The organism is Colwellia sp. 20A7 (assembly GCF_009832865.1).
Lineage (GTDB): Bacteria > Pseudomonadota > Gammaproteobacteria > Enterobacterales > Alteromonadaceae > Colwellia.
Window position 1 is genome coordinate 1,853,317 of sequence record NZ_CP047130.1, and the last position, 25,217, is coordinate 1,878,533.

The following is a 25,217-nucleotide window of genomic DNA, read 5'->3' on the forward strand; positions in this document are numbered from 1 at the left end:
AGGCTCTGTGGATGTCGGAAGTTGAAAACCGCCCAACAAATTTTATTCGTCAAATTATCGATGCTGATCTTGCTAGTGGCAAACATAGTTCAATACAAACTCGTTTTCCGCCAGAGCCAAATGGTTTCTTGCATATTGGTCATGCAAAAGCTATTTGTTTAAGCTTTGGGATTGCTCAAGATTATAATGGTGCGTGTAACTTACGTTTCGACGACACCAATCCGGAAAAAGAAGATATTGATTATGTGCATGCTATTCAAAAAGATGTGCAATGGTTAGGTTTTGAATGGGCAGGGGATGTTCATTATTCATCAGACTATTTCGAGCAATTGCATGACTTTGCGGTAGAATTAATTAGCAAAGGCTTAGCGTTCGTCTGTTTTTTAAATGGCGACGAGATGCGTGAATATCGTGGTACGTTAAACAAACCAGGTAAAAATAGTCCTTATCGTGATACTTCTATTGAAGAAAACTTAGCGTTATTTGCCAAGATGCGTAACGGTGAATTCAAAGAAGGTGAGTGTTCATTACGTGCTAAAATAGACATGACATCAAGCTTTATGTGTATGCGTGATCCTATTATTTATCGTGTACGATTTGCTCATCATCATCAAACTGCTGATAAATGGTGCATTTACCCAATGTATGACTTTACTCACTGTTTATCTGATGCGATTGAAGGTGTTACTCACTCTTTATGTACGTTAGAGTTTCAAGATAACCGACGTTTATATGACTGGGTTATTGATAATGTTTCTGTACCAGTAAAACCTCAGCAATATGAATTTTCACGTTTAAATCTTGAATATACATTAATGAGTAAACGTAAGTTGAATACATTAGTGGAAGAAAAGCTTGTTGATGGCTGGGATGATCCTCGTATGCCAACGATTGCTGCTTTTAGACGACGTGGTTATACATCTGCTTCTCTTAGAGAGTTTGCTAAACGCATTGGTGTTACCAAAATGGAAAACACGGTAGAAATGAGTGTTTTAGAAGCATGTATCCGTGAAGATTTAAATGACAATGCTCCACGTGCTATGGCAGTGCTTGATCCTATAAAGTTAGTGATAGAAAACTACCCTGAAGGTAAAACTGAAGACTTGACCGTTAAAAATCATCCAAGTGATGATAGCCAGGGCACACGTATTGTTCCATTTAGTGCTGAACTGTATATTGAAGCAGAAGACTTTAGAGAAGAAGCCAATAAAAAATATAAACGTTTAGTACTCGATAAAGCTGTGCGTTTACGTGGTGCTTATGTTGTAACTGCAACGCGTTGTGATAAAGACGAAGCAGGGAATGTTATTACAGTTTATTGTACTTACCTTGATGATACGCTAGGTAAAAACCCGACAGATGGAACTAAGCCTAAAGGTGTTATTCATTGGGTTGACGCTGATAAATCACTTGATGCAACAGTACGTTTATATGACCGTTTATTCACTGTACCAAACCCTGCAGCTGAAGATGATTTTTATAAAGTGATGAACCCAGAGTCACTGATTAAAATTGAAAAAGCCAAAGTGGAGCCGTCATTAATGTTAGCGAAGCCAGAGCAAGCTTTTCAGTTTGAACGACAAGGTTATTTTTGTTTAGACAACAAAATTGAAAATGAAGGCGAACTTATTTTTAATCGTACGGTAGGTTTACGTGATACGTGGGCTAAAACAGCTCAATAAGTTATTGCATATCGTTTTAATAAACATAAAAAAAGACCGTAGTTTACAAGTTAATTACCTGTAACCTACGGTCTTTTTTTATATAATATTGAAAAACATAAGTAAAATAATTATTTATGTTTTTATTCGTACCTATAGCTTAGGAATGCGAATTTTCTTCTCATCACTTTGACGGTAAATAATAAGTGTTTTACCAATTACCTGTATCTTTATCGCTTGAGTTTCACGACAAATAGCGTCAACTATTAAGCCTTTAGTTTCTCTGTCATCTGTTGGTATTTTCACTTTAATCAATTCATGATGATTAAGTGCATAATCAATTTCAGCTACAACAGCTTCTGTTAAGCCATTATTACCTAGTAACACAACAGGTTTTAGTGGGTGTGCAACACCTCTTAAATATTGTATTTGTTTCTTATTTATAGTCATTAAAAAATTTCGATAGTCGTTAACTTGAATTAACGCCATTTTACCCTTATCTAACACTGAATACCAATTCTATTGAATATATTCTAAACAGACAACGCACATTATTAAGCTTACAACATGTAAAGTATCAATTAAAAACGATTATTCTATATTCTATTCAGATTTTCGTTGTGCGATGTTAGCTAATTAAATGATAAAACACGAGTAGCTCATAAATCGTTGTGGTCTATATGCAGAGTTATTGATTTTTAAAGTATGTATTAATACGTTATTAGTAAATAACGTAGAAAAATAGTGCCCAAAATTTTATTTATCAGTAATTTATGCCAAATTTTACACTTTTTAATTCTTAGTAGAGTGGGAAATAACTTACTAGACTTGATATAATATTCATTAATAGTCGAAAAAACTTTTAATATGGCAAAAAAATATGGCAAAGACCCCACCAAAGAAAAAACATACTAACAGTTCGCAACGTTGGCTGGATGAACATTTTGAAGATGAATATGTAAAAAAAGCACAAAAACTTGGTTTACGTTCTCGTGCTGTTTTTAAAATAGAAGAAATAAATAATAAAGATAAATTGATAAAACAAGGCATGAAAGTGGTCGATCTTGGTGCTGCACCAGGCGGCTGGTCTGAATATGCTGTTAAAGCTGTGGGCGATAGTGGGCAAGTTATCGCTTGTGATATTTTATCTATGGACGCGATTGCTGGCGTTGATTTTCTACAAGGTGATTTTCGAGAAGAAGCCGTCCTTGATGCATTATTAACAAGAATTAATGGCAAGACAATTGATGTCGTTATGTCAGATATGGCTGCTAATATGACTGGTAATGAGAGTGCTGATTCAGCACGTAGTATGTACCTAGTTGAACTTGCTTTGGATATGTGTCATCAAGTATTAAAACCTAACGGAGCCTTTGTTGTTAAAGTATTTCAAGGTGCTGGTTTTGAAGATTTTATGAAGGCTGCTCGGGCAGTATTTAAAAATGTAAAAACTCGTAAACCAGAATCTTCACGCGCACGTTCGCGTGAAGTTTACCTTGTCGCAACAGGTTTTAATGGTTAACGCTAAATATTAACTTTGCTTCTACTTTATTCAAGCTAAGTACGTTAATATGTTACTAGTTGTAAATACCGACTAAAGTTAATTAGCGACAAAGCTTGAATTGTAGTAAATTAGGCACAACATAATAATTTAGGTTAGAACTAATTCTGACCACATTATATTAAATTTTCACCCCCCAAAGAGGTCATTAAGTTGAGCGATATGGCAAAAAATCTTATTTTATGGTTAGTAATAGCCGTTGTTTTAATGTCTGTTTTTCAGAGTTTTTCTCCTAATACAGCAAATGAAGCACAAATGGACTACACACGTTTTATCACTGATGTTCGTCAAGGACAAATCCGTGATGCTAGCGTAGACAGAAACGGTGTTATTACTGGTGAAAAACGTACTGGTGAAAGCTACACTACTACTATTCCTGGTGGGTATGACCGTGACTTAATTAACGACTTAGTTAAGCAAGGTGTTCGTGCTCAAGGTAAATTACCAGAGGAAACTAGCTTTTTAACAACTATTTTTGTTTCTTGGTTCCCAATGATTTTACTTATTGGGGTATGGATTTTCTTTATGCGCCAAATGCAAGGTGGGGGCGGTAAAGGGGCAATGTCTTTTGGGAAATCAAAAGCGCGCCAATTAGGCGAAGAACAAATAAAAACAACTTTTGCTGATGTTGCTGGTTGTGATGAAGCTAAAGAAGATGTTGCTGAATTAGTAGAATACTTACGAGAACCTACTAAATTTCAAAAATTAGGCGGTCGTATTCCTTCAGGTATTTTACTTGTTGGTCAGCCGGGTACAGGTAAAACCTTATTAGCTAAAGCTATTGCTGGTGAAGCGAAAGTACCTTTCTTTACTATTTCAGGTTCTGATTTTGTTGAAATGTTTGTCGGTGTTGGTGCATCACGTGTTCGTGATATGTTTGAACAAGCTAAAAAAGCAGCACCTTGTATCATTTTCATTGATGAAATTGATGCTGTAGGTCGCCAACGTGGCGCAGGTATGGGTGGTGGTCATGATGAACGTGAACAAACATTAAACCAAATGCTAGTTGAAATGGATGGTTTTGAAGGTAATGAAGGCGTTATTGTTATTGCTGCAACTAACCGTCCAGATGTTTTAGATCCTGCATTATTACGCCCAGGTCGATTCGATCGTCAAGTAACTGTTGGTTTACCTGATATTCGTGGTCGTGAACAAATTTTAAAAGTACACATGCGTAAAGTTCCTTTAGGAGACGATGTTAAAGCGGGTGTTATTGCACGTGGTACTCCAGGTTTCTCGGGTGCTGATTTAGCAAACTTAGTGAATGAAGCTGCATTATGGGCTGCTCGTACTTCACGACGCACAGTAAGTATGCATGAGTTTGATAAAGCTAAAGATAAAATTATGATGGGCTCAGAACGTAAGTCGATGGTAATGAGCGAGTCTGAAAAAGAAATGACTGCATATCATGAAGCAGGTCATGCACTTATTGGTCGTTTAGTCCCAGATCATGACCCTGTTTATAAAGTAAGTATTATTCCACGTGGCCGAGCGTTAGGTGTAACTATGTACTTACCAGAACAAGACAGATTTAGTCATTCTAAACAGCATTTAGAAAGTAACATTTCTTCTTTATATGGTGGTCGTATCGCTGAAGAAGTTATTTACGGTAGTGATAAAGTGTCTACAGGTGCTTCAAACGATATTGAGCGCGCAACAAGTATTGCTCGTAAAATGGTGACACAATGGGGACTTTCAGAAAAATTAGGTCCTATGCTTTTTGCTGAAGAAGAAGGTGAAGTGTTCTTAGGGCGTACATCATCTAAGTCATTACATATGTCTGATGAAACAGCGAAACTTATTGATGAAGAAATTAAGTTACTAATTTCACGTAACTATGACCGTGCTGAAAATTTAATCAAAGAAAATGTAGATATTTTACATGCAATGAAAGATGCATTAATGAAATATGAAACAATTGACGCTTTGCAAATTGATGATTTAATGGCAAGAGTTGATGTTAGAAAGCCATCTGATTGGGATGATAATGATTCTCCTACTTCAAATTCTAGCTCAAATTCAAATGAAGGTGGTTCAGCTAAGAAATCAGCAGAGCCTGAAAAAAATGTAACGCCTGATTTATCAGAGCCAAGCAGTGATACACCTACTAAATAATTAGTAATGTGGGTCCAATTAATAAGCCTTGATGTTTACTTAACTGAAGTAATTATCGAGGCTTTATTTTTTTTAAGCTAACCCTAAAATTATGTCTGAAAACTCTAAAAATAAACAATTCAATCAAGCTGCATTAGCCGACTTAACTAATGTACAAGTGATGGGCATTGTAAATGTCACTCCTGACTCTTTTTCTGATGGTGGAAAGTTCGCCCAATTTGACCATGCATTAAAGCAAGTTGAATTGATGATTGAAAATGGAGTCGATATCATTGATATTGGGGGTGAATCAACTCGTCCAGGTGCCGTTGATGTAAGTGAAGCAGATGAACTAGCACGGGTTATTCCTTTGCTTAAAGCGATTAAGTCCCGTTTTAATATCTGTGTCTCTATCGATACAAGTAAAGCTGTCGTCATGAATGAAGCCATAACTTATGGTGCAGACATGATTAACGATGTTCGAGCGTTACAAAATGAAGGTTGTCTTGATGTTATCGCGCAAAGTGATGTTTCTGTATGTTTAATGCATATGAAAGGCTTACCAAGAACCATGCAAACAAGCCCTCAATATACAAATATAATCAGTGATATAGTTAGCTTTTTTAAAGAGCGTATTACAACTTGTGAGCAATATGGCATCAAATCTGAACGTTTAATTTTAGATCCTGGTTTTGGGTTTGGGAAAACACTTGGGCACAACTACCAAATGTTAGCTCAGTTTGCTTTGTTTAAAAAATTGAATCTACCTATACTTGCTGGAACCTCGCGTAAATCAATGTTAGGTAACCTACTGAATCGTGATGTTGAACAACGATTAGCTGGGAGTTTGGCCACTGCTATTCTTGCTGTGCAGCAAGGAGCAAATATAGTACGCGTGCATGATGTGGCAGAAACTGTCGATGCAATGAAAATTTTAAATGCTGTTGCAAAACATAATTAATAGGATGCAATGGATTGAAAGTTTAGCTAATTATAAGCTAATACATAAAGAATATAATTAAAGGAAAAATAATGGCTAGTCGTAAATATTTTGGTACTGACGGAATACGTGGTTTAGTTGGTCAGTATCCAATTTCTCCTGAATTTGTTATGAAGCTAGGTTATGCTGCAGGTAAAGTATTAGCAGCACAAGGCACTAAAAAAGTATTAATTGGTAAAGATACCCGCATTTCAGGTTATATGCTTGAATCAGCATTAGAAGCTGGTTTTTCAGCGGCAGGTATTGATATCGGTCTACTAGGTCCAATGCCTACGCCGGGTATTGCTTACCTAACTAAAACCTTTCGTGCAGAAGCTGGTATTGTTATTAGTGCATCACACAATCCTTATTACGATAATGGTATTAAATTTTTCTCACAAGATGGCGAAAAATTACCCGATGACGTTGAATTAGCAATTGAAGCGGAACTTGATAAACCAATGGGCTGTGTTGATTCAGCGCATTTAGGTAAAGCAAGCCGAATTGAAGATGCAGCAGGTCGTTATATTGAATTTTGTAAAAGTAATTTTCCAAGCCAAATTTCGCTTAAAGATTTAACGATTGTTGTTGATTGTGCTAACGGTGCTACCTATCACATTGCTCCTAATGTTTTTCGTGAGTTAGGCGCGACTGTTATTGAAGTTGGCACATCACCTAATGGCACTAATATCAATGAAAATTGTGGTGCAACATCAATGAAGATGGTAAGTGAAGCAGTAGTTGAGCATAAAGCTGACTTAGGTATTGCACTTGATGGTGACGGCGATCGCTTAATGATGGTGGACCATACAGGTTATGTAATTGACGGTGATGAAGTCGTTTATATTATTGCTTGTAACGATTTAAAGTCGGGTAGCTTACAAGGCGGTGTCGTTGGTACTTTAATGAGTAACATGGGTCTTGAACTTGCCTTAGAAGAATTAGGGATTCCTTTTGCCCGCAGTAACGTAGGTGACCGATATGTTATGGAATTACTAAGAGAGAAAGGCTGGCAATTAGGCGCTGAAAACTCAGGACACATTATTAATTTAAGTCATACATCAACCGGTGATGGTATTATCGCCGCTTTAAATGTTTTAACAGCACTTAAACAGCAAGGAAAATCATTACTTGAATTGCGTCAAGGCATGACTATGTTACCGCAAATATTGGTTAATGTTCGCTTTACTGGCGACAGTGATCCTATTAATTCACCAAGTGTACAAGCATCTGTTGATAAAGTTAATGCTCGATTATCAGGCCGTGGACGAGTATTATTACGTAAATCAGGAACAGAACCTTTAATTAGAGTCATGGTTGAAGGTCCTGAATTAGAAGAAGTTACCGCCTTAGCAAATGAAATCGCAGAGTCAGTTAAGCTAGCAAGTTAACAATATTGCTGATAAAAGCAGCGATTGTTCAATATATTTAATTGATCATCCATTGATTTTAACTTAGTACTTGTAAGTTAATCTTAGGTTAGTTAATATCTCGCGGCTTCATTTACAAAGCACTAAAAAGTGGACAGGAGATAATATATGGCTAGACGTGCAATCGTTGCTGCTAACTGGAAGATGAATGGTGATTTAGCATTAGTTGACACTATGATCTCTGGTTTAACTAACGTGAAATTACAAGATGATGTTAGTGTGGTTATTTGTCCTAGTTCCCCTTATTTATCTGAATTTGTAGCTAAAAGAAATTCAAATAATTTAAGCTCAGTTATACATGTTGGTGCTCAAAATGTTAGTGAACACCAAAGTGGAGCATATACTGGTCAAATTTCTACAAAAATGTTGCAGGAATTATCAGTAGAATTTGTTATTATAGGCCATTCTGAACGTAGACGTTATTATCAAGAAACGTCTACTCAAGTTGCACATAAAGTAAATGCCGTACTCAATGCAGGTTTAACGCCTATTATATGCATTGGTGAAAGCGAAACTGAAAGAGCAACTGAACAAACAGAAGCCGTACTTGCTTCACAATTACAACCTGTTATTGATGAAATAGGTATAGAAAAATTTATTGATGTTGTGATCGCTTATGAACCCGTTTGGGCTATAGGTACAGGAAAAACAGCATCAAACGAGATGGCACAAGAAACACATAAATTTATTCGTCAATTTCTAGCTAAAGCTAATGAAAGTGTCGCGAATAAAGTGCCTTTGTTATACGGTGGCAGCGTGAATTCGTCAAACTGTGAAGAATTATTCGCACAACCTGATATAGACGGTGGTCTTATTGGTGGTGCTAGTTTACAAGTTGAACAATTTAAAATAATTTGTTCAGCCGCTAAAGGAAAGTAAAAATGTTGTATCAAGTTTTAATTATAGCCTACGTACTTATCGCCTTAGCCTTAATTGGTTTAGTGCTAATTCAACAAGGTAAAGGTGCTGATATGGGTGCCTCTTTTGGTGCTGGTTCATCAGCAACAGTATTTGGCTCAGGTGGTTCAGGTAACTTTTTAACTAAAACTACAACATGGTTAGCCATTGGCTTTTTTGTTATTAGTTTAGTTTTAGGTAACTTAACTGCTAATCGCACAAAATCTGTTGATGAATGGAATGACTTAAGTGTTCCTGTTAGCGAACAAACTATGCCAACTGATGCTATTCCAAGCGACATTGAAAGTGCAGAAGCTATCATGAGTGAAAATTCAGATGTTCCAACTGCTGATGATGTTGCTACTAAAGTTGAAGATGGCGATATACCTAACTAGTATCAAAGTTAACTTTTTCAACTAATAATATAAATCTAGTTTTGCGCGGATGTGGCGGAATTGGTAGACGCGCCAGCTTGAGGGGCTGGTGACTTAGGTCGTGGGGGTTCAAGTCCCCCCATCCGCACCACTAGATTTCATATTAAATTAAGAGCTTATGTAAGCTCTTTTTTTTGCTCAGATTTTTCCATATATCATTTGTAAACACCTTCAATCATTTAAATAGCTATCGTTTAGATATAACCTCGACAATACTTTTAGCGTTTTTATTTAAATAAGCGTTAACCCATCTATAAAACTTCATCATCAAACCAATCAGGGCACGTTACTTCTAATTGATTTAATGTGGAATTATATTGCACTACACTATTATTTTTTGTGTTCATTTATGGTGCGAATTATTATAAAACTACGTTAATCAGTAAAACCTCATAATATTTTTGTTTGAAATAGTCTTTCATTTCAGTATATTAGTTTATTAATTTAATTGTATATTTAATTTATTTTACTGTGTGAACTTGGTTCTCTATTTGCAGTTAATTATTTACGCTAAATCATGAACAATAAGATCCTTATATGAATTTAACTATAAAAGAACGTCGATGGTTACCGTGGTTTGGTAGTAATGGAAAACTCTCTTTAGCATGGTCATGTTTTGTAAATCGTTCTAGTTATGAGTCGGTAGAGCAAATATTTGAGGGTATTGCTGCAACAAGAATTAAATTATTGCAGCAATGGACTAATAACCATTGGGAACATTTATCATCCCTATCGAATGTATTAATTAATAGTAAATTCGAGAATTGTGATTTATCAATTCAAAATAAATTAAAAGATGCTCCTGATTTTTCTGAAATTTTTATCTTAAATGCTCATGGTTTAACAACTCACTCCACTTATACTAAATTTATCGGTCAACAATCAGCGCAAATAAAAGCAAGAGAACAAGCAAAAAGTGGTCGTTTTCTTCATGGTCCATATATTGATAAAGATACTTTAACCGTAGGGGCATCATCATCTAACTTTCATGATGAAGTAACCCTCATGTTTTATTTACCTTTGATGGACGCAGGAACCTTAGTTGGCTTTTTATGTGGCCGTGTACCAAATGATGTTCTTGGTGATCTAATTCAGCGTGAAGCAGGACATATCTATCAAGAGTCAGGCGATAATTATTTATTTATGGCTGATTCAAAGTTTGACTCTACAATACAACCAGGAATTGCTTTATCTCGTTCTCGTTTTGAAGATAACACTTTTTCACACGGCGAAAATTTAAAGTCAGGTGTTAGCACTGATTACGGTGTTGTAAAAATCAATAAACACACTGAATTTGAAGTACGTTTTACCGACCCGGCTACTAAAGAGCTCCATCCTGGAGTGAGAGAGACAATTCGTAATGGCAGTAATCTATTTGTTAGTTATCCAGGTTACTCAGACTACCGTCATATCCCAGTGATTGGAAAAGGTGATACATTCACCTTGCAAGGCTCTTTAGATAAATGGGGTATGATGTGTGAAGGAGATCTTGAAGAAGTTTATCGTCGCCGGTCAATTAACATAGCTATTGTTAAAATGTATTTGCTTTTAGTATCAGTAATAGTCGGAGCCAATAGCGCATTAAATTATTTTACAGATTTATCGCAATTGAGTATTAATCTAATTTCCGCATCAATGATTTTTATCAGCTGCTTTATTTTTTCAGCATTAAGTACGGGGAAATTTTCGAATAGGTTAGACAACATGACTTCAGTTATTCGAAATATTGCAGAGGGTGAAGGAAACTTAACTCAACGGCTTGATACTAATAAAATAAAACATGATGAAACGGGAGATATGAGTCGGTGGGTAAATAGTTTTATTGATAGTTTAGATGGCATTATGGGGCAGGTGATTAATGCTTCTCATAATGTAAAAAGTACCAATGAAACTATGTTGAAACGAAATGAAGAGGTTCATGTGAATTCCAACCATGTTCATGGATCTATGAAAACAATGCAAAGTTTAATAGAAGAGCAACGTGAAGTTATTTTACATGCTTCAAATACTGCGCAAGAAATGAAAACATCAATGGCACAAATTGTTGAAAAAGCGAAAGATGACTACGAAAATGCTAAAGCTGGTACACAAGCAATTCGTGACGTTGTTGATAAAACAGCGAACAGTGTTCAGTCAATCGATACTCGTATGGCTGAAATAGGTAGCATTATGAGAGTTATAACTGAAATAACGAGTCAGACTAATTTACTTGCATTAAATGCCGCTATTGAAGCTGCTAGAGCTGGTGAGCATGGTAGAGGGTTTTCGGTTGTGGCAGATGAAGTTAGAGGATTAGCTTCACGCACAGCGAAGGCCGCAAATGATATTCAAACAATGATTTCTGGCTTACAAGAAGAAACTAAAGATGCTGTGAGTTTTATGCAATCAGGTGTTGAAGATGTTGATCAAAGCTTGAAACTAACAGAAGCTGCTTCTTCTGAGAATAGTGAACTCCTTAATATAGTTGATAAAATGTTTGAGGTTATTAGTGTTATTGAAAAGAATAGTGCTCGTAATGGCGAAACAGCAAGTCAAGTAACACAAGTGACTGAGCATATGGCTGAATCTATTCAAGAGCTTACTGAAAGCTCTAATCAAGTAGATATTATGGCTGTGAAATTACAGCAACTGGTTGGCACTTTTAAAGTTAGTTAATAGTTCGCTACTAACTAACTTTAAAATTTAATGATTTTAGATCAACTAATAGCGATTAAACCTGTAGATACCAATAGAGCAAAGCCAATTGTTACCGTTATAAGTGATATTAATGTTGATAGTATGACTATTTTCGCGGCTAAATCAGCGTTCCCTCGCATTGCTTCTACCATAATTAAACTAGCTGTTGCTGTAGGAGAAGCTGTTAACAAAAATAATACACCTGCTGCTTTTGGGTCGATTGGAATAATAAATAGCAATATTACCAAAATTAGCGGGCTTAAAATAATCTTGCCAAAACTTGCCATCAAGGCAGGCTTCAAATTTTGCTTTAGTTGTTGAAAATTTAATGAGCCTCCAATTGCTATTAATGCTAAAGGCAGAGTCATTTGTGCAATATACTGGTTACTTTGTAAAATTAAGTCAGGGGTGGTGAAACCAATTAAGTTTGCAACTAAACCAGCGGTTATTCCAATAATTAATGGATTTTTAATAATATCTTGAATATTCTTTTTTATAGAACCGCTTTGCTTATTTAAACTATTATTAAGGGTAAAAATAGAGAGTAAATTATAAATAATAATCGTTGCAGCTGTTGGTATTGTCGCTATAGCAATGCCTTTGTCAGGATAAGCATTCGCACATAAAGCTAAACCTACAATAATTAAATTACCTCTAAAAGCCCCTTGAACAAAAACCCCTTTATCTCGCTCAGCACCAATAAATTTGCAAGCAGTATAATGGCTTATAATAAATACAATAAGTGTTGTTGATAATATTAATACAATGTGGGAAACATTAATAAGTTGTTTAAAATCATGAGACGCAGTACTGGTAAATAAAATAATAGGTAAACCAATATTGAAAATGAATTTAGACGAAATACGAATAAACTCTTTATTAATGAATTTAATATGAAATAGCCATGTACCTAAAGTTATTAAGATAAATATTGGCGCGGTGATCTGGAGGGCTATCGGTAAGAGTGAAAAAATATTTTGATTATATTCCATTGTGCGTTTGGTCTTTGTTTATTTTATTAACGATTAGTTTGTTTTATTTTACGTTATTTCTCCTATAAAAACTTGGTTAACGTTAGGTATTGCTTATATTATTAAGTGCTATATGTTTTATATATTAGTAGCGCAATACACGTTTTTAGCTGTTTACTGTATTGTTATCATATTCATTTCTGTCGATGCTATCAGCGTTTTCGATAGTGTCAGTGTTGGGGGAACTCAAGATAGAAGCAGGAGGCATTGCCTAGTGTAGAGTCAATTTGTACTTGCCCTTTATGTTTATCCATTATTGTTTTAACAATAGTCAAGCCAACACCACTCCCTTCTGTTGTTGCGAGTCTTTCAAATATAGCAAAAATCAATTCGTGATACTTAGGATCTATACCAACACCATTATCTTTTACATAAATGATAGTAGAAGAGGGGGGAGATTTTGTATATCTATACAAGAGTATGGGAATAATATTGATATTATTGTGAAGGATAATGGTATTGGTTTTGAGTCAAAACATGTACAAAAAATATTTTCACCATTTAACCGTTTTGCAAATGATATGAAGTTTGGTGGCTCAGGTTTAGGGTTAAGTATAGTTAAACGTATTATTGAACATCATAACGGTAATATTGAAGCTCATTCAGAATTAGGTGTTAGTAGTCAATTCACGCTTAGATTTAATAAAGAGTAATTAGCTATAAGAATGTAAATTACTTAAACCAATAGAGGATGTAACGTGGATAATCTTAAATTAATGTCTGCATTAATGGTTGAAGATAGTATTAATCATGCAGAATTGATGATGGATATTTAATAGAGCGGTAATCTCCTGTTTCGTTAATGATGCTGTTTATGTTTTTCTCAACGGATGTGCTTAAAAGTTGACTACGGAGCAAAAAATCACATAAGTAAAATTTATTAAATCAATGTTTAAATTAAAGGGATAAATAGTCGAATTTAATTGTGTTATATTTTCAAATGTAACACAATTAAATTCTACTAAAATTACTTAGCTAAGACACAAATAAGCAGCATTATATCGTTAATTGATTTATCGTCTTAATTATAAGCCGGTGCAGCTATTATTTAATTTCTACAGTCGCTCGTGTATGCTTATCAGCCTTAGTTTCATTATTAAAACCCAATTGATTTAATGGTTAGCTCTGCTCGCAAGCCAAGTGCTATTTTTTCAATCTGGGAATAACACGCTTCGTTTAAAAGAGATATTACATGTCTAAAACAAATTCAAATAACCCAGCCTATTCTCCTGCTGCCGGTGGTTGGGGCGCACTGAAAAGTTCAACTAAACATATTATTCAAAGTGAAAATGCAATGAAGGGTGTAAAAGCCTTACTTCGAGCAAATCAACCAGGAGGTTTTGATTGTCCTGGTTGTGCTTGGGGAGATTCATCAACGGCTGGCAAAATAGATTTTTGTGAAAACGGTGTTAAAGCAATTGCATGGGAGGCAACCAGTAAACGTGTTGATGCTACTTTTTTTAAGCAACATTCAATAACAGAATTAAAAAGCTGGGATGATCACTCACTTGAAAAAAGTGGCCGCTTAACTGAACCGATGTTTTATGATGGTGAGAGCGATCATTATCAGCCAATTAGCTGGGATAAAGCATTTAGCATAGTTGCAGATAGCCTTGCTAATCTATCTTCCCCTAATGAAGCATTATTATATACATCGGGTCGAGCAAGTAATGAAGTTGCTTATATGTATCAATTATTTGGTCGAGTATTGGGTACTAATAACTTCCCTGATTGTTCTAATATGTGCCATGAAGCATCAGGAGTAGGGATGACAAATAGCCTTGGTACAGGTAAAGGCACCGTTACCATGGAAGACTTTAATGAAGCAGATGCCATTTTTGTTTTTGGTCAAAACCCGGGAACTAATCACCCTCGTATGCTTGGTACATTACGCAAAGCAAGTAAGCGTGGTGCAACTATTGTCTCAATTAATAATTTAAAAGAACGTGGTTTAGAAAAGTTTTCAGATCCGCAGAGTGCAAAAGAAATGATTCTTTTCACTGGCACTAAAATTAGCCAATATTATTTTACTCCTCGATTGGGGGGCGATATGGCGCTGTTACGTGGAGTAGCCAAAAGTTTATTTAAAAGATTTGAACAAGATAAATCTGTACTCGATATGGAATTTATTAATGAACATTGTCAATATTTTGAAGCATATAAACGCAGTGTTGAATTAAGCTCTTGGGATAAAATAATTAGTCAATGTAGTTTAACGAGAGAAGATATTGAACAAATAACAGATATCTATGTAAATAGTAAAAAAGCTATTTTCACGTGGGCTATGGGAATTACCCAACATCGTCATTCAGTAGCAACGGTTAGAGAACTTGTTAATGTGTTGATGTTAAGAGGCAACATAGGTAAGCCGGGGGCTGGCGCATGTCCGGTGCGTGGACATTCAAATGTGCAAGGTAATCGTACTGTGGGCATTAATGAAAAACCATCGATGGACTTTCTTGATGCATTAGAGCAAAAATATTCATTTAGTGTTCCTCGTGATGATGGTTTTAATACGGTTGAATCAATTCATGCCATGTTGTCAAACAAAGCTAAGGTTTTTATCGCATTAGGTGGTAATTTTGCTGCCGCTACCCCTGATACTAAACGTATCTATACCGCATTAGGGCAATGTGATTTAACGGTTCAAATTAGTACTAAACTTAATCGCAGTCACCTTATGACAGGTAAAAATGCACTAATTTTACCTTGTTTAGGTCGAACTGAAATCGATACGCAACAAAGCGGTGAACAATGTATTACCGTAGAAGACTCTATGAGCATGGTGCATAGCTCAAGAGGACAAAATGAACCAGCATCTGAGCACTTACGTTCAGAAACAGCGATTATTGCAGGAATAGCAGCGGCTTCAGTAGGCAATAAAACAGTTAATTGGAATAAATTGGCCAGTGACTATGCTTATATTCGTGACGATATCAGTGAAGTTATCCCTGGATTTGAGCAATATAATGAACAAATAAAAGCGAGTCGTGGTTTTTATTTAACAAATCCTGTCGCGAACCGTCAATGGAACACGCCGACTAAAAAGGCGGTGTTTTCTGCAGCATTATTGCCTGAAGAATTAGCGCATGAAAGAGTGAAGCATAGAACTGATAATATGGTGCTGACATTACAGACTCTACGTTCTCATGATCAATATAATACAACTATTTACGGCATGGATGATCGTTACAGAGGTGTTTATGGCGAGCGTAAAGTTATTTTTGTTAATGCTGACGATATGGAAAAATTATCGTTAGAGCATGGGGATTACGTTAAAATAACAACGATTTCAAATGATGATATTGAACGTTCAGTCGAAAGCTTTAAAGTGATTGAATACGCTATACCACAAGGCTGTGTTGCGGCTTATTACCCTGAAACTAACCCTTTGGTACCACTTGAAAGTATTGCTGATGGCTGTGGTACACCCACTTATAAATCTATTCCTATTTCACTAGAGAAAGTATAACGTTCATCATAAATCGTTATTAATTTAATGGATAAAGGAAATAGAAAAGTGCAAGAAGAGGCCTGATAGCAGGCATGATAGCAGGCCTCTTTTTTGTCTCTAGGTTATTTTAGAGCTCCGAAACAGATAAAATAATTTTATTTCTTAACCATTTATTTGCAGGATCTAAATCTACCTTATTGTGCCAATACAAATGAACATCAACATCAGGTAAACTCACCGGTAAAGGAAAAATAACTAAATCGAGTAATTGAGCGTACATCATCGCGGTAACTTTTGTTATGGTAAATAGCATATTGTTATTTGTAATAACTCTACAAGCTGAGAATGAATGCTGACACCTTAAGCCTATTTTACGTTGAAGCCCTAATCGAGCAAGTTCAAAATCTTCAATACTTGTACCCACTGAACGAGATGATACCAGCACGTGATCTTGCGCAAGATACTCGTCTAAACTTAGAGTCGATTGTATATCTGGATGATTTTTTCGGGCTAAAACTACTAACTCACTTTGTTCTAACTTGGTATGTGAAATGTTTTCACTAACAGGCAAAAGTGTATCTATCGCCAAGTCTATATCACCACTAACAAGCTTATTTTCTATATTAGTACGATTAACTCGTCGACTACTTTGAAGCTTAATTAATGGGGCTTCTTTTTTCAAACGTAACATTAATGGAGGTAAGTAGGACGCTTCTAAAGTGCCATGTAGCGAAATATTGAAGCTTTTACGTGATATTGAAGGTTCAAATTGACGAGATTGTGCTAAACATACTTGTAGTTGTCGTAATGCTTCTCGAACATCAGCAACCACATTATTGGCTACCGCGGTTGGGCGCATTTTATTACCTTGACGAACAAACAAAGGATCACCAAAATGATCACGCAGTTTACTTAACGAATGACTAATTGCTGGTTGTGATAAGTTAAGTGCTGAGCCCGCCTTAGTAATATTTCCTTCGCAATATATGGCTTCAAATACCACAAATAAATTTAAATCAATTTTCATCAAATCTCCCCGCTAACCCCAACTCACTATTATGAATATTACATCTAGTATTAATAATAGTATTCTTTATAAGAATATAGATATGTTTTTATTATTCGTATTTTTAATGTAAGTGTTGTGTCTAATATAGTCAAGTAGTATGAATATTATTAACAATAGTCACTTATTCGACTATATGCGCATATTAAAAACACTCGATCTTTAAGATTACCGGTCTTCAATTTATTATTAAATAAAATTTCTAATTAGATATTAATACCATAATTAGTTTAATAAGAATCGCATAACTAAATCACATAACTAAATACCATACTTAAATAACAACTCCCCCATTCAACAACTCTCTCATTTAACAGCTCTTTAATAATAGTTTAAAATTAAACTTGCAAATACAAATGAGAGTGATTATCATTTGGTTTATTGGGAGATGAAACACACCTACCAAATAGGGCAATAAAGTATTGCTTTGAATGGTCTTTGATTATTTTAAAATAGTAAATCAGTGAGGTAGCATAAATGGAACATCAACAATGGCAGTCGCTGCTAAAGCTTGGTAATCATTGCTTTCATGAAAAGGAATGGAGTAAAGCTGAGTGTTTTTATAGCGAAGCATATGACTTATTAGCTTTTTCTTATCGTAATAATCCTATGTGTGCTGACACGTTAATGGCTTGGGTTTGTTCATGTCATAATTTATCTGCACTTTATGAACATCAAGGAAACATCAGTTTAGCATTAAGGTTTTTGATGGTTCCACACGAATACCTGTTAGAAGTAACTAACGCTAAAGTAGATGATGAAGACATTAAGTTGATTGCTTTTAAAGGCCTTTCATTAACACTATCTCCCATACTACTGTTCAACAAAAAGCACGTAATTTGTGATGACTGCATTGACAGGTTTGACTCACTAAAATTACTACTACAGCAGCAAGAAAACGTTATTCATTAATACTAAAAAGGAAAATTAGATGTTTAGGTTATATATCGTCATTTTATTGTTATCAGTTTCTGCTCCAAGCTTTTCGCATGCAGGACATGATCATAGTGATCCTATGGCAGGGCTCATTCATTTACTCTGGGTTGCTCCTCTCGTTATTGGTATAGCTTTAATTATTTATCAATTTACAAAAAAACACGGTTTTTTTAACAAGAAAAAGTAAGGTACGTATAATGATTTTTGATCTATTAACTAAAATTGATACTAAATATCCCTTCGATCAAGCTGTCGCGCATTGTGATATACCTTGTAAAATTTATGATCCTATTACAGCACAACTAGCAGTGCTTACAATGATCAGAATGGTTGATTTGTTAAATGAATTAAAAGACTGTGAATCGTTAACTCTCGAGCAACAAGCGACATTTATTCGTTTAGTTAATGAGAAAGAAGCACATGGAAATAAAGTAAAAGAAGAGATACTTATTATTTGGGGTGATTATATGAAGCAGCCTCAATTAGATAGCCATCAAAACTTGCACGCGTTAACGCATGAAATTATGTTGGCAGCTTCTAAGGCGAAACAAAGCATAAATCGTGAAGCTAGTGTAAAACTATTAGATAAAGTAAATCAGTTTGTTGAAATCTTTTGGGAAACTAAAGGCATTGAAGTTTATCGTGCTATTTGCCCTTATCCACCAGCAGAATCTTTAAGCTACCCTGTACTAAAGTCGATTTAATGGTTGTGCTTAAATTGTTAACTGTAAAAAATAAAAAGAGTGGCAGTTTATCTGCTGAAAAATTAAAACCAGATAATAAAACCCAATGTTTTGGGCTAGTTATAGGGATGTCTAAACTTAAATTGAGTCAATGATGAATCATTCACTCAATTTTGTATTAGCTAAAGCTTATAATTTAACAAATAAGGTATCGCTACCTTGTTATCGTAGAATGCTATTACCGGTTTTTCTTTGTATTCTGCTATTTCAGCCAAAAACACATGATCTTATGCTTACCGTACTTGCTGATGCTTTTTGGCAAGTAGCTGTTTTTGTCGCTTTTACATTAGCTATTTATCATTTATTTGCCAATAAGCTTAGCTGTTTATATGTTAGTAAAGAGGGTGAACGTAAGCCTTTTTATGAAGTGCTAACCGCAAGTGCCATGGGAGTGTTACCTGGGTGTGGTGGTGCCATTATTGTCATTACTCAATTTGTAAAAGGTCAAATGGGCTTTGGATCTGTTGTTGCGGTTTTAACTGCCACAATGGGGGATGCTGCATTTCTTATACTAGCAACAAAGCCTGTAACAGGTTTAATGGTCGTTGCTATATGTTTATGTGTTGGTATTTTATCTGGTGTTATTGTTAATGCAATACATGAGCCTAGCTTTTTACGTCAAACGGTAAAGGAACTAACAATTTCCGAAAAAGCCACCCCTATAGAAAAAGAGTTACCTAAAGCCTTAAAAATACAAGGCCTCTTATGGCAATGGTTGTTAATACCTTGTGTCGTCATTAGTTTTTTATTTGCAGGTCAGGTTGATGTTGCCTCGTTAATTGGCCTGAATAATGTAACATTGCAAATGATAGGGGCAGCTTTATGCTTAGTGTTAATTATATTGTGGGCTATTACTAGCGAAGCCACTAATTTTGAATCAATTGTCGCTGAGGATAAAAAATCCAGGCATGATAAAGTCTTTCAAAAAGTAGCTTTAGATACTAACTTTGTTGTTTGTTGGGTTGTCGTGGCGTTTATCGCTTTTGAATTGGCAATGCTCTATGGCGATTTTCAATTAGCCGCTATATTCATTGAGTACAGTGCGCTCTCGCCACTAATTGGCGTTTTAGTTGGCGTGATCCCTGGTTGTGGCCCTCAAATTATAACAACTTCTTTGTATTTATCTGGCGCTATCCCATTATCAGCACAAATAGGTAATGCTATTAGCAACGATGGCGATGCATTATTCCCTGCTATTGCGTTATCACCACAAGTTGCATTGGTTGCAACTATTTACTCTACTATTCCTGCATTAACGGCTGCTTACGGCTATTATTGGCTATTTGAATAAGTTTATTTAATTCCTTTAGCGTCGACATAAAATTTAATATATGAGTTAGTTTCATATTGCTTATACCGGCTTTAACCCTAAATAACGTGTTAAATCGCTATTGATTCTCATTTTTTATTTCACGAGGTGTTAAAAAATCGCGTTTGTTGCTCATCTCTTATTGGGAACTTATTAAGATGTTCACGATCTAATCGATGTCACCAAAGACCATTTAAGCGAGATTGCTAATGAGTTTGTGTTATTAATACAAGCAGTTCAAAGATTAGGTGTTATAGACAAAGATAAAACGCGCAATACCTTACGATTCATGTACAAATTAGAATTGCAGGCTTGCGTATCTTTACCAAAATGAGTAGTGTTGAACGCCTATTTAAGGTCAAAATTGACAATATTTTTAATCACTACCCATTGTCATTTTTCCTTTAGCTAATTTGTGGAGTTGGTATGAATCATCAAGTGATTTTATTTGATATAAACGAGACTATATTAAACCTAAGTATTTTAAAACCTACATTTAAACAATATTTTGGTGATGAAAATCATATGGATAGATGGTTTTCAATGCTATTGCATTCTTCAACAGTATGTTTAGTCACTGATGTTAAAACAGACTTTAAAAGTTTGGCATTAGCCGCATTAAAATCAATAGCGGGTCGATTAGCACTAACATTGTCTGATGAAGAGTACGCTAACATACTTAATACATTGGCGAGCCTGCCTGCACATAGTGATATAAAACCAGCGTTGGTAAAATTACGTGCGGCTGGCTTTACTCTTATTGCTTTTTCAAACTCTTCATCAAGTTTACTTTCGTCTCAACTAACCAATGCGGGCTTAAATGAATATTTTGATGATGCCATTTCTGTTGAAAGTGCTGGCACGTTCAAGCCGTCTAATAACGCTTATCAGTATGCCGTAAATAAACTGGGTGTGCCTGCTAAGGATATTAGATTAGTTGCCGCACATGATTGGGATACGCATGGCGCATTAAGTGCTGGATTAAAAGCTGCCTTTGTTGACAGGTTTGGAGCACCATATAATCCTTTATATATAACACCAGACATAATAGCGTCTACTATGGAAGGTATTGCCGAGCAAATTATCAAAAGTAAAAGATGATAATTTAATGATTTAGTTGTAGATCAAGCAGCCGTTATAAATTCAAATACACCATTAAAGTAGGATATAAACACTATAGCGCTTTGTGCCCCAAAGCGTGATAGCGCAAAGTTTTTAAATAACTATTTCAGCTGTTTAGAAAATATAAACCGATCCTCATCCTGATAGACAACTATGCCACCAAAGCGTTATCGCCACGACAAAGCGGTCATTTACTCGTTTTCTCAATGAACTAACCAAAGATGCACCTGAAACAAGCACCTTGTGGACGAGTGAGATAGACTAAATCTCCACCATGATTAATCATAATTTGTCTTGATAGGCTCAAACCAATACCTGAACCTTGCTGCTTAGTGGTAAAAAAAGGCACAAAAATCATCTCAATCACATGTTCGGCAATACCTGTACCATTGTCAGCAACTTCAATATAGAGCTGTTGAGCATTATTTTGTGCGACTGTTAATGAGATTTGACTTTGAACTGCAGAGTTTCCTGTAAATTCAGCTGTTGATCACTATGTGATTTTATCGATTCCATAGAATTTTGAATAAGATTTATAAGTACTTGCTCAATTTGAGCACTATCTAACATTACCAATTGTTGATTTTGTATATCAATTGTTAGAGTGGTATTACATTCGGCAAGTTGTTGTCTGTGCAGCACTTCTATTCGCGCTAAAATAGTGGCTAATTGAGTTGGTACTAAAGTTGGCAAAGGTAAGCTGCTAATCTGTCGAAAGCTAGCGATAAACTCACCTAAGTATTGAGTACGAGTAGCTAATGTATTCAGTGCTAAGGTTAAATCTTGTTTGTTTTCTTCATCGATAAAGTGCAGACTTTTTGGTATCAGCCCCTGACAAGTTTGTGCAAGTGAAGCTAACGGAGTTATGGTATTAGCAACTTCATGAGTAAGTACGTGAGTGAGCCGTTTATAAGCTTGCTGCTCTTTATTTAACAACAATTCATGAATTGATTGTAACGTGACAATTTTACGCGTTTGTCCTTGAATTTCAGCAATACTCACTTGTAAGGTTAACGTATCTTGCTGCTCGCCATGTAACCATTGTACGTGCTATTGACCATAGAGCAGAGCATTTACCTCAACAACTTTCAGGCGGTCAACAACAACGTGTGGCCGTTGCACGTGCTTTAGTTGGTAATCCAAAACTGATTTTAGCAGATGAGCCTACGGGTAACTTAGACTCAAAAAATGGTGATAATGTGATGGCAATGTTACGTGAGCTAAATAAAGCAGGCACCACGGTAATTATGGTTACTCACTCAGAGAAAGAAGGGAGTTATGCCGATCGCATAGTGCGATTATTAGATGGTCAAATCATAGTAGACAAAGCAAACCAAGTAATTAAACCATCAAGTGAGGTTGCTTAACATGATCGTTAATTATTTGGTCAGCGCACACAGGGCAATAAAAAAAGACAAACGACATTTTTTTCTTAATGTTATTGGCTTTAGCATAGGTATTGCTGCTGCAATTTTAATTGCATTATTTGCCGAACATGAATTGTCTTATGATAAACATCAGCCAGACAGTGAACGTGTATTCCTTGCGCACACTGATTATACCTCAGTAGTATTACAGGCCATTGCACCGAGTAGTTATGAAAATGCTGATTCGTTTAAAAATCATAGTCAGGTAGAAGATATATTTAAACTATCAGAGACGGGGTCCCTTAGTCACATGGGGGCAGAGGTGAGCAAACTAATAAAAATAAACGGAAATGAATATCGGCTGAACAATTTTTATACTGCAACCGCTAACATTCTCGATTTTATTGCTTTATATAGTATTGCCGGATATATCACTCAGGCCTTAAACCAGCCAAATTAATTGGTTGTAAGTAAATCTGAGGCAATACGCTTGTTTGGCGAGTCACAGGTGGTTGGTCGTACCTTAATACATGAACAAGGCCAATATCGTATTGGTGCGGTTTTTGATGATTTACCACAAAATACTCATGTGAAGTTTGATAGCTTAATTCGTATGACAGATAAGGTTGCTAAGAAGGGGAGTGGTTATACTTATTATAAGCTTTTAGCCAATACAGACATAGAAAATTTTGAACAACAGTTAACCACCGAGCTTCATAAATTATGGGGTCAAGCAGTCCCACCCACGATTACCATCGCATTAATTAACATGGAGGGTATTCACTTAGAAGGTACTGGGCCAATTTCGATGAAAAAAGGTGGTTCATCAACGGTTTTACAAATTTGCATAGCGTTAAGTTTTATTTTAATCCTGATTGCCAGTATTAATTTTATCAACCTCAATATAGCGCAATCGGCTAAGCGTGCTAAAGAAGTAGGTGTTCGTAAAGCGTTAGGGGCTACTAAAAGTCAATTAGTTAGCCAGTTTCTCACCGAGTCTTTGTTGGTGGTAGCATTGGCAGGACTAATGGCGTTGACTATGGTCGAAATAAGTTTACCTGCGTTTAATCTTATGATGGATAGGCAATTGAGTTTAGTTTATGGCTCTGAATTTATGCAAATCACTTGCGCCATTATTTTTGTCGTGGGATTGTTATCAGGACTATATCCTGCGTTATTTATGGCTTCTTTTAGCGCTAAACGTGTACTCAGTGGTGATTTAGTCCGTGGCGGTGCGGCTATTTTTGTCCGTAAGCTAACCCTGTGCTTACAAGGTGTTTTATCTGTCGGTTTAATTATTGCGGCGTTTTCTTTATATCAGCAGATGAACCTGATAGATAACCTAGCGGTAGGCTATGAGAAATCATCACGTTTGATAGTAAAGAACCTACCGTCTGAAGCCTTGCATATACAAGATGGTAATCATTTGTTTGCAGAAATTAGAAAGTTACCTGGCGTTGAGCAAGTCACATTTACTAATACCGACCTGACAAATGATATGGTTGGAGATTTTCATTTTTCTTGGCCAAATGGTAAAAAAATAGACAGCGTTCAACCGACAGTAAATAGCGGTTATTATGCGGCTGAAACCTTAGGACTGACACTGCTTGCCGGCCGAGATTTTTCGCCAAAATTTAGTGGTGATTGGTATCAAGGTGATGAAAAAACAAACAAAGGCACTATCGGGGTATTGGTCAGTCGTCGCATGGTGGAATTAGCCGGTTATCCAACACCAGAATCTGCTATTGGTCTAACATTGACAGTGTTTAATAATTTGACCGCAACAGTCGTTGGCGTTATTGAAGATGTAAAAATTGGTTCGGCTCGGCAACAGGCGAGGCGCTGCCCGTTTCCTTTAACTTAGGTTTTAATCCTAACGCTACTAAAAATCATATTATTATTAAGTCAAACAATGCCAATATGGCTGAGCTAAGCAAGCTAGTTCGTCAGCTATTACAGAAAAGATTACATTTAAGTGACGTACAAATAAGCACAGTCGCTAATGATTACGCCTATGTCCATAAAGACGAACACCAAGCATTAAAGATGGTGAGCATTTTTAGCTTGTTGGTTATTTTCTTAACGTGTTTAGGTACCTTTGGTTTGGCCTCTTTCGCTGCCCGGCGTCGACAAAAAGAAGTTGCCATTCGTAAAGTACTAGGTTCATCACGTTTTGCCATTATAAATTTGTTAGCTAAAGAGTTTTTGTTGATAATAGCAATAAGTATTGTCATCGCCTATCCCCTGAGTTATTGGCTGATAGGTGACTGGTTAGCCCATTTTAATGATCGTATCGAACAGACAGTTTGGGTTTATCTGTTTGCCGCCGCCATTATCACGATGCTTACTTGGTTTACCGTAGCAAGCATTGCTTTTAAGGCGGCTAGCACTCGACCATCACTTATACTACGTGATGAATAGTCATTTTAGTAATGCAAATTTCTGTTTGTCAGTCAA

The 25,217-nt window shown here is 35.9% G+C and carries 22 protein-coding genes, 1 tRNA gene and 2 pseudogenes; 20 read left to right on the forward strand and 5 right to left on the reverse strand.

Translation table 11 applies throughout. The features are described 5' to 3' along the window. The first annotated feature begins 11 nt into the window (after nt 1-11). Entirely contained in the window at nt 12-1,682 is a 1,671-nt protein-coding gene (gene glnS / locus GQS55_RS08035; RefSeq protein WP_159819558.1) for a glutamine--tRNA ligase, read from the forward strand. Between the two features lie 132 nt (nt 1,683-1,814). Here glnS and yhbY read toward each other — a convergent pair whose 3' ends face one another. Further along, nucleotides 1,815-2,111, reverse strand: a complete 297-nt coding sequence (yhbY, locus tag GQS55_RS08040; protein ID WP_159822654.1) for a ribosome assembly RNA-binding protein YhbY — start codon at nt 2,109-2,111, stop codon at nt 1,815-1,817. Nucleotides 2,112-2,541: 430 nt separating this feature from the next. Between yhbY and rlmE the strand changes: the two genes are divergently transcribed. The 8 genes from rlmE to GQS55_RS08080 all read left to right on the forward strand — a co-directional run bounded on the left by rlmE (nt 2,542) and on the right by GQS55_RS08080 (nt 11,711). Next, the gene (gene rlmE / locus GQS55_RS08045; RefSeq protein ID WP_159819560.1) at nt 2,542-3,183 is read left to right on the forward strand and encodes a 23S rRNA (uridine(2552)-2'-O)-methyltransferase RlmE; all 642 of its coding nucleotides are present in this window, start codon (nt 2,542-2,544) and stop codon (nt 3,181-3,183) included. Between the two features lie 192 nt (nt 3,184-3,375). Then, on the forward strand, nt 3,376-5,337 hold the full coding sequence (ftsH, locus tag GQS55_RS08050) for an ATP-dependent zinc metalloprotease FtsH (protein WP_159819562.1): 1,962 nt from the start codon (nt 3,376-3,378) through the stop codon (nt 5,335-5,337). 91 nt (nt 5,338-5,428) lie between these two features. Next, nucleotides 5,429-6,277 (forward strand): dihydropteroate synthase, encoded by an 849-nt coding sequence (gene folP, locus GQS55_RS08055; RefSeq protein ID WP_159819564.1) that lies wholly within the window; start codon nt 5,429-5,431, stop codon nt 6,275-6,277. Nucleotides 6,278-6,348: 71 nt separating this feature from the next. Further along, nucleotides 6,349-7,686 carry a phosphoglucosamine mutase gene (gene glmM / locus GQS55_RS08060; RefSeq protein WP_159819566.1) on the forward strand — a complete coding sequence of 446 codons (1,338 nt, stop codon included), beginning with the start codon at nt 6,349-6,351 and terminating at the stop codon, nt 7,684-7,686. Between the two features lie 147 nt (nt 7,687-7,833). Continuing rightward, nucleotides 7,834-8,604 (forward strand): triose-phosphate isomerase, encoded by a 771-nt coding sequence (tpiA, locus tag GQS55_RS08065; protein WP_159819568.1) that lies wholly within the window; start codon nt 7,834-7,836, stop codon nt 8,602-8,604. Nucleotides 8,605-8,606: 2 nt separating this feature from the next. Continuing rightward, a complete protein-coding gene (secG, locus tag GQS55_RS08070; RefSeq protein ID WP_159819570.1) occupies nt 8,607-9,017 on the forward strand; it encodes a preprotein translocase subunit SecG in 411 nt (136 codons plus the stop codon). Between the two features lie 45 nt (nt 9,018-9,062). After that, nucleotides 9,063-9,147, forward strand: a tRNA-Leu gene (locus GQS55_RS08075). Between the two features lie 446 nt (nt 9,148-9,593). Further along, a complete protein-coding gene (locus GQS55_RS08080; protein WP_159819572.1) occupies nt 9,594-11,711 on the forward strand; it encodes a methyl-accepting chemotaxis protein in 2,118 nt (705 codons plus the stop codon). A gap of 41 nt (nt 11,712-11,752) precedes the next feature. Here the strand turns inward: GQS55_RS08080 and GQS55_RS08085 are convergent, their stop codons facing one another. Together GQS55_RS08085 and GQS55_RS20280 are read right to left on the reverse strand one after the other, a co-directional pair. Continuing rightward, entirely contained in the window at nt 11,753-12,724 is a 972-nt protein-coding gene (locus tag GQS55_RS08085; protein WP_159819574.1) for an AEC family transporter, read from the reverse strand. A 209-nt stretch (nt 12,725-12,933) separates the two neighbouring features. Further along, complete coding sequence (locus tag GQS55_RS20280; RefSeq protein WP_159819576.1) at nt 12,934-13,179, reverse strand: ATP-binding protein; 246 nt, start codon at nt 13,177-13,179, stop codon at nt 12,934-12,936. On the opposite strand from GQS55_RS20280, the gene GQS55_RS08095 reads away from it, so the two are divergent. Continuing rightward, nucleotides 13,096-13,416 carry an ATP-binding protein gene (locus GQS55_RS08095; RefSeq protein ID WP_159819578.1) on the forward strand — a complete coding sequence of 107 codons (321 nt, stop codon included), beginning with the start codon at nt 13,096-13,098 and terminating at the stop codon, nt 13,414-13,416. The genes GQS55_RS20280 and GQS55_RS08095 overlap by 84 nt on opposite strands. 539 nt (nt 13,417-13,955) lie before the next feature. After that, a complete protein-coding gene (locus GQS55_RS08100) occupies nt 13,956-16,235 on the forward strand; it encodes an FdhF/YdeP family oxidoreductase (RefSeq protein ID WP_159819580.1) in 2,280 nt (759 codons plus the stop codon). A 109-nt stretch (nt 16,236-16,344) separates the two neighbouring features. On the opposite strand, the gene GQS55_RS08105 is transcribed toward GQS55_RS08100, so the two are convergent. Continuing rightward, on the reverse strand, nt 16,345-17,244 hold the full coding sequence (locus tag GQS55_RS08105; RefSeq protein WP_159819582.1) for a LysR family transcriptional regulator: 900 nt from the start codon (nt 17,242-17,244) through the stop codon (nt 16,345-16,347). A 516-nt stretch (nt 17,245-17,760) separates the two neighbouring features. Here GQS55_RS08105 and GQS55_RS08110 point away from each other — a divergent pair. The 5 genes from GQS55_RS08110 to GQS55_RS08130 all read left to right on the forward strand — a co-directional run bounded on the left by GQS55_RS08110 (nt 17,761) and on the right by GQS55_RS08130 (nt 21,372). Next, nucleotides 17,761-18,195 carry a hypothetical protein gene (locus tag GQS55_RS08110; RefSeq protein ID WP_159819584.1) on the forward strand — a complete coding sequence of 145 codons (435 nt, stop codon included), beginning with the start codon at nt 17,761-17,763 and terminating at the stop codon, nt 18,193-18,195. Between the two features lie 19 nt (nt 18,196-18,214). Beyond that, nucleotides 18,215-18,406: a hypothetical protein gene (locus GQS55_RS08115; protein WP_159819586.1), complete on the forward strand. Its 192-nt coding sequence runs from the start codon at nt 18,215-18,217 to the stop codon at nt 18,404-18,406. Between the two features lie 10 nt (nt 18,407-18,416). Further along, a complete protein-coding gene (sodN, locus tag GQS55_RS08120; RefSeq protein WP_159819588.1) occupies nt 18,417-18,923 on the forward strand; it encodes a superoxide dismutase, Ni in 507 nt (168 codons plus the stop codon). Nucleotides 18,924-19,056: 133 nt separating this feature from the next. Beyond that, complete coding sequence (locus tag GQS55_RS08125) at nt 19,057-20,253, forward strand: putative manganese transporter (RefSeq protein ID WP_159819590.1); 1,197 nt, start codon at nt 19,057-19,059, stop codon at nt 20,251-20,253. A gap of 444 nt (nt 20,254-20,697) precedes the next feature. Then, nucleotides 20,698-21,372: a haloacid dehalogenase type II gene (locus GQS55_RS08130; RefSeq protein WP_159819592.1), complete on the forward strand. Its 675-nt coding sequence runs from the start codon at nt 20,698-20,700 to the stop codon at nt 21,370-21,372. Nucleotides 21,373-21,604: 232 nt separating this feature from the next. Here the strand turns inward: GQS55_RS08130 and GQS55_RS08135 are convergent. Continuing rightward, nucleotides 21,605-22,434: pseudogene (locus GQS55_RS08135) on the reverse strand (sensor histidine kinase); the annotation flags it as partial. A gap of 8 nt (nt 22,435-22,442) precedes the next feature. Between GQS55_RS08135 and GQS55_RS08140 the strand changes: the two are divergent. The 4 genes and pseudogenes from GQS55_RS08140 to GQS55_RS08155 form a co-directional block, all read left to right on the forward strand. Then, a pseudogene (locus GQS55_RS08140) lies at nt 22,443-22,760 on the forward strand (ABC transporter ATP-binding protein); the annotation flags it as partial. Nucleotide 22,761: 1 nt separating this feature from the next. Next, nucleotides 22,762-23,220 carry a hypothetical protein gene (locus GQS55_RS08145; protein ID WP_159819594.1) on the forward strand — a complete coding sequence of 153 codons (459 nt, stop codon included), beginning with the start codon at nt 22,762-22,764 and terminating at the stop codon, nt 23,218-23,220. A 30-nt stretch (nt 23,221-23,250) separates the two neighbouring features. After that, nucleotides 23,251-24,624: an FtsX-like permease family protein gene (locus GQS55_RS08150; RefSeq protein ID WP_159819596.1), complete on the forward strand. Its 1,374-nt coding sequence runs from the start codon at nt 23,251-23,253 to the stop codon at nt 24,622-24,624. Nucleotides 24,625-24,680: 56 nt separating this feature from the next. Beyond that, the gene (locus GQS55_RS08155; RefSeq protein ID WP_159819598.1) at nt 24,681-25,181 is read left to right on the forward strand and encodes an ABC transporter permease; all 501 of its coding nucleotides are present in this window, start codon (nt 24,681-24,683) and stop codon (nt 25,179-25,181) included. Nucleotides 25,182-25,217: the final 36 nt, after the last annotated feature.

Bases quoted from the DNA above. Each gene is read 5' to 3' on its own strand.
- GQS55_RS08100 (WP_159819580.1), top strand. From the start codon at position 13,956: ATGTCTAAAACAAATTCAAATAACCCAGCCTATTCTCCTGCTGCCGGT.
- GQS55_RS08155 (WP_159819598.1), top strand. From the start codon at position 24,681: ATGGCTGAGCTAAGCAAGCTAGTTCGTCAGCTATTACAGAAAAGATTA.
- sodN (WP_159819588.1), top strand. From the start codon at position 18,417: ATGATTTTTGATCTATTAACTAAAATTGATACTAAATATCCCTTCGAT.
- GQS55_RS08105 (WP_159819582.1), bottom strand. From the start codon at position 17,244: ATGAAAATTGATTTAAATTTATTTGTGGTATTTGAAGCCATATATTGC.
- GQS55_RS08125 (WP_159819590.1), top strand. From the start codon at position 19,057: ATGAATCATTCACTCAATTTTGTATTAGCTAAAGCTTATAATTTAACA.
- secG (WP_159819570.1), top strand. From the start codon at position 8,607: ATGTTGTATCAAGTTTTAATTATAGCCTACGTACTTATCGCCTTAGCC.
- GQS55_RS08110 (WP_159819584.1), top strand. From the start codon at position 17,761: ATGGAACATCAACAATGGCAGTCGCTGCTAAAGCTTGGTAATCATTGC.
- GQS55_RS08130 (WP_159819592.1), top strand. From the start codon at position 20,698: ATGAATCATCAAGTGATTTTATTTGATATAAACGAGACTATATTAAAC.
- tpiA (WP_159819568.1), top strand. From the start codon at position 7,834: ATGGCTAGACGTGCAATCGTTGCTGCTAACTGGAAGATGAATGGTGAT.
- glmM (WP_159819566.1), top strand. From the start codon at position 6,349: ATGGCTAGTCGTAAATATTTTGGTACTGACGGAATACGTGGTTTAGTT.
- glnS (WP_159819558.1), top strand. From the start codon at position 12: ATGTCGGAAGTTGAAAACCGCCCAACAAATTTTATTCGTCAAATTATC.
- GQS55_RS08080 (WP_159819572.1), top strand. From the start codon at position 9,594: ATGAATTTAACTATAAAAGAACGTCGATGGTTACCGTGGTTTGGTAGT.
- GQS55_RS08085 (WP_159819574.1), bottom strand. From the start codon at position 12,724: ATGGAATATAATCAAAATATTTTTTCACTCTTACCGATAGCCCTCCAG.
- GQS55_RS08115 (WP_159819586.1), top strand. From the start codon at position 18,215: ATGTTTAGGTTATATATCGTCATTTTATTGTTATCAGTTTCTGCTCCA.
- folP (WP_159819564.1), top strand. From the start codon at position 5,429: ATGTCTGAAAACTCTAAAAATAAACAATTCAATCAAGCTGCATTAGCC.
- yhbY (WP_159822654.1), bottom strand. From the start codon at position 2,111: ATGACTATAAATAAGAAACAAATACAATATTTAAGAGGTGTTGCACAC.
- GQS55_RS08145 (WP_159819594.1), top strand. From the start codon at position 22,762: ATGATCGTTAATTATTTGGTCAGCGCACACAGGGCAATAAAAAAAGAC.
- rlmE (WP_159819560.1), top strand. From the start codon at position 2,542: ATGGCAAAGACCCCACCAAAGAAAAAACATACTAACAGTTCGCAACGT.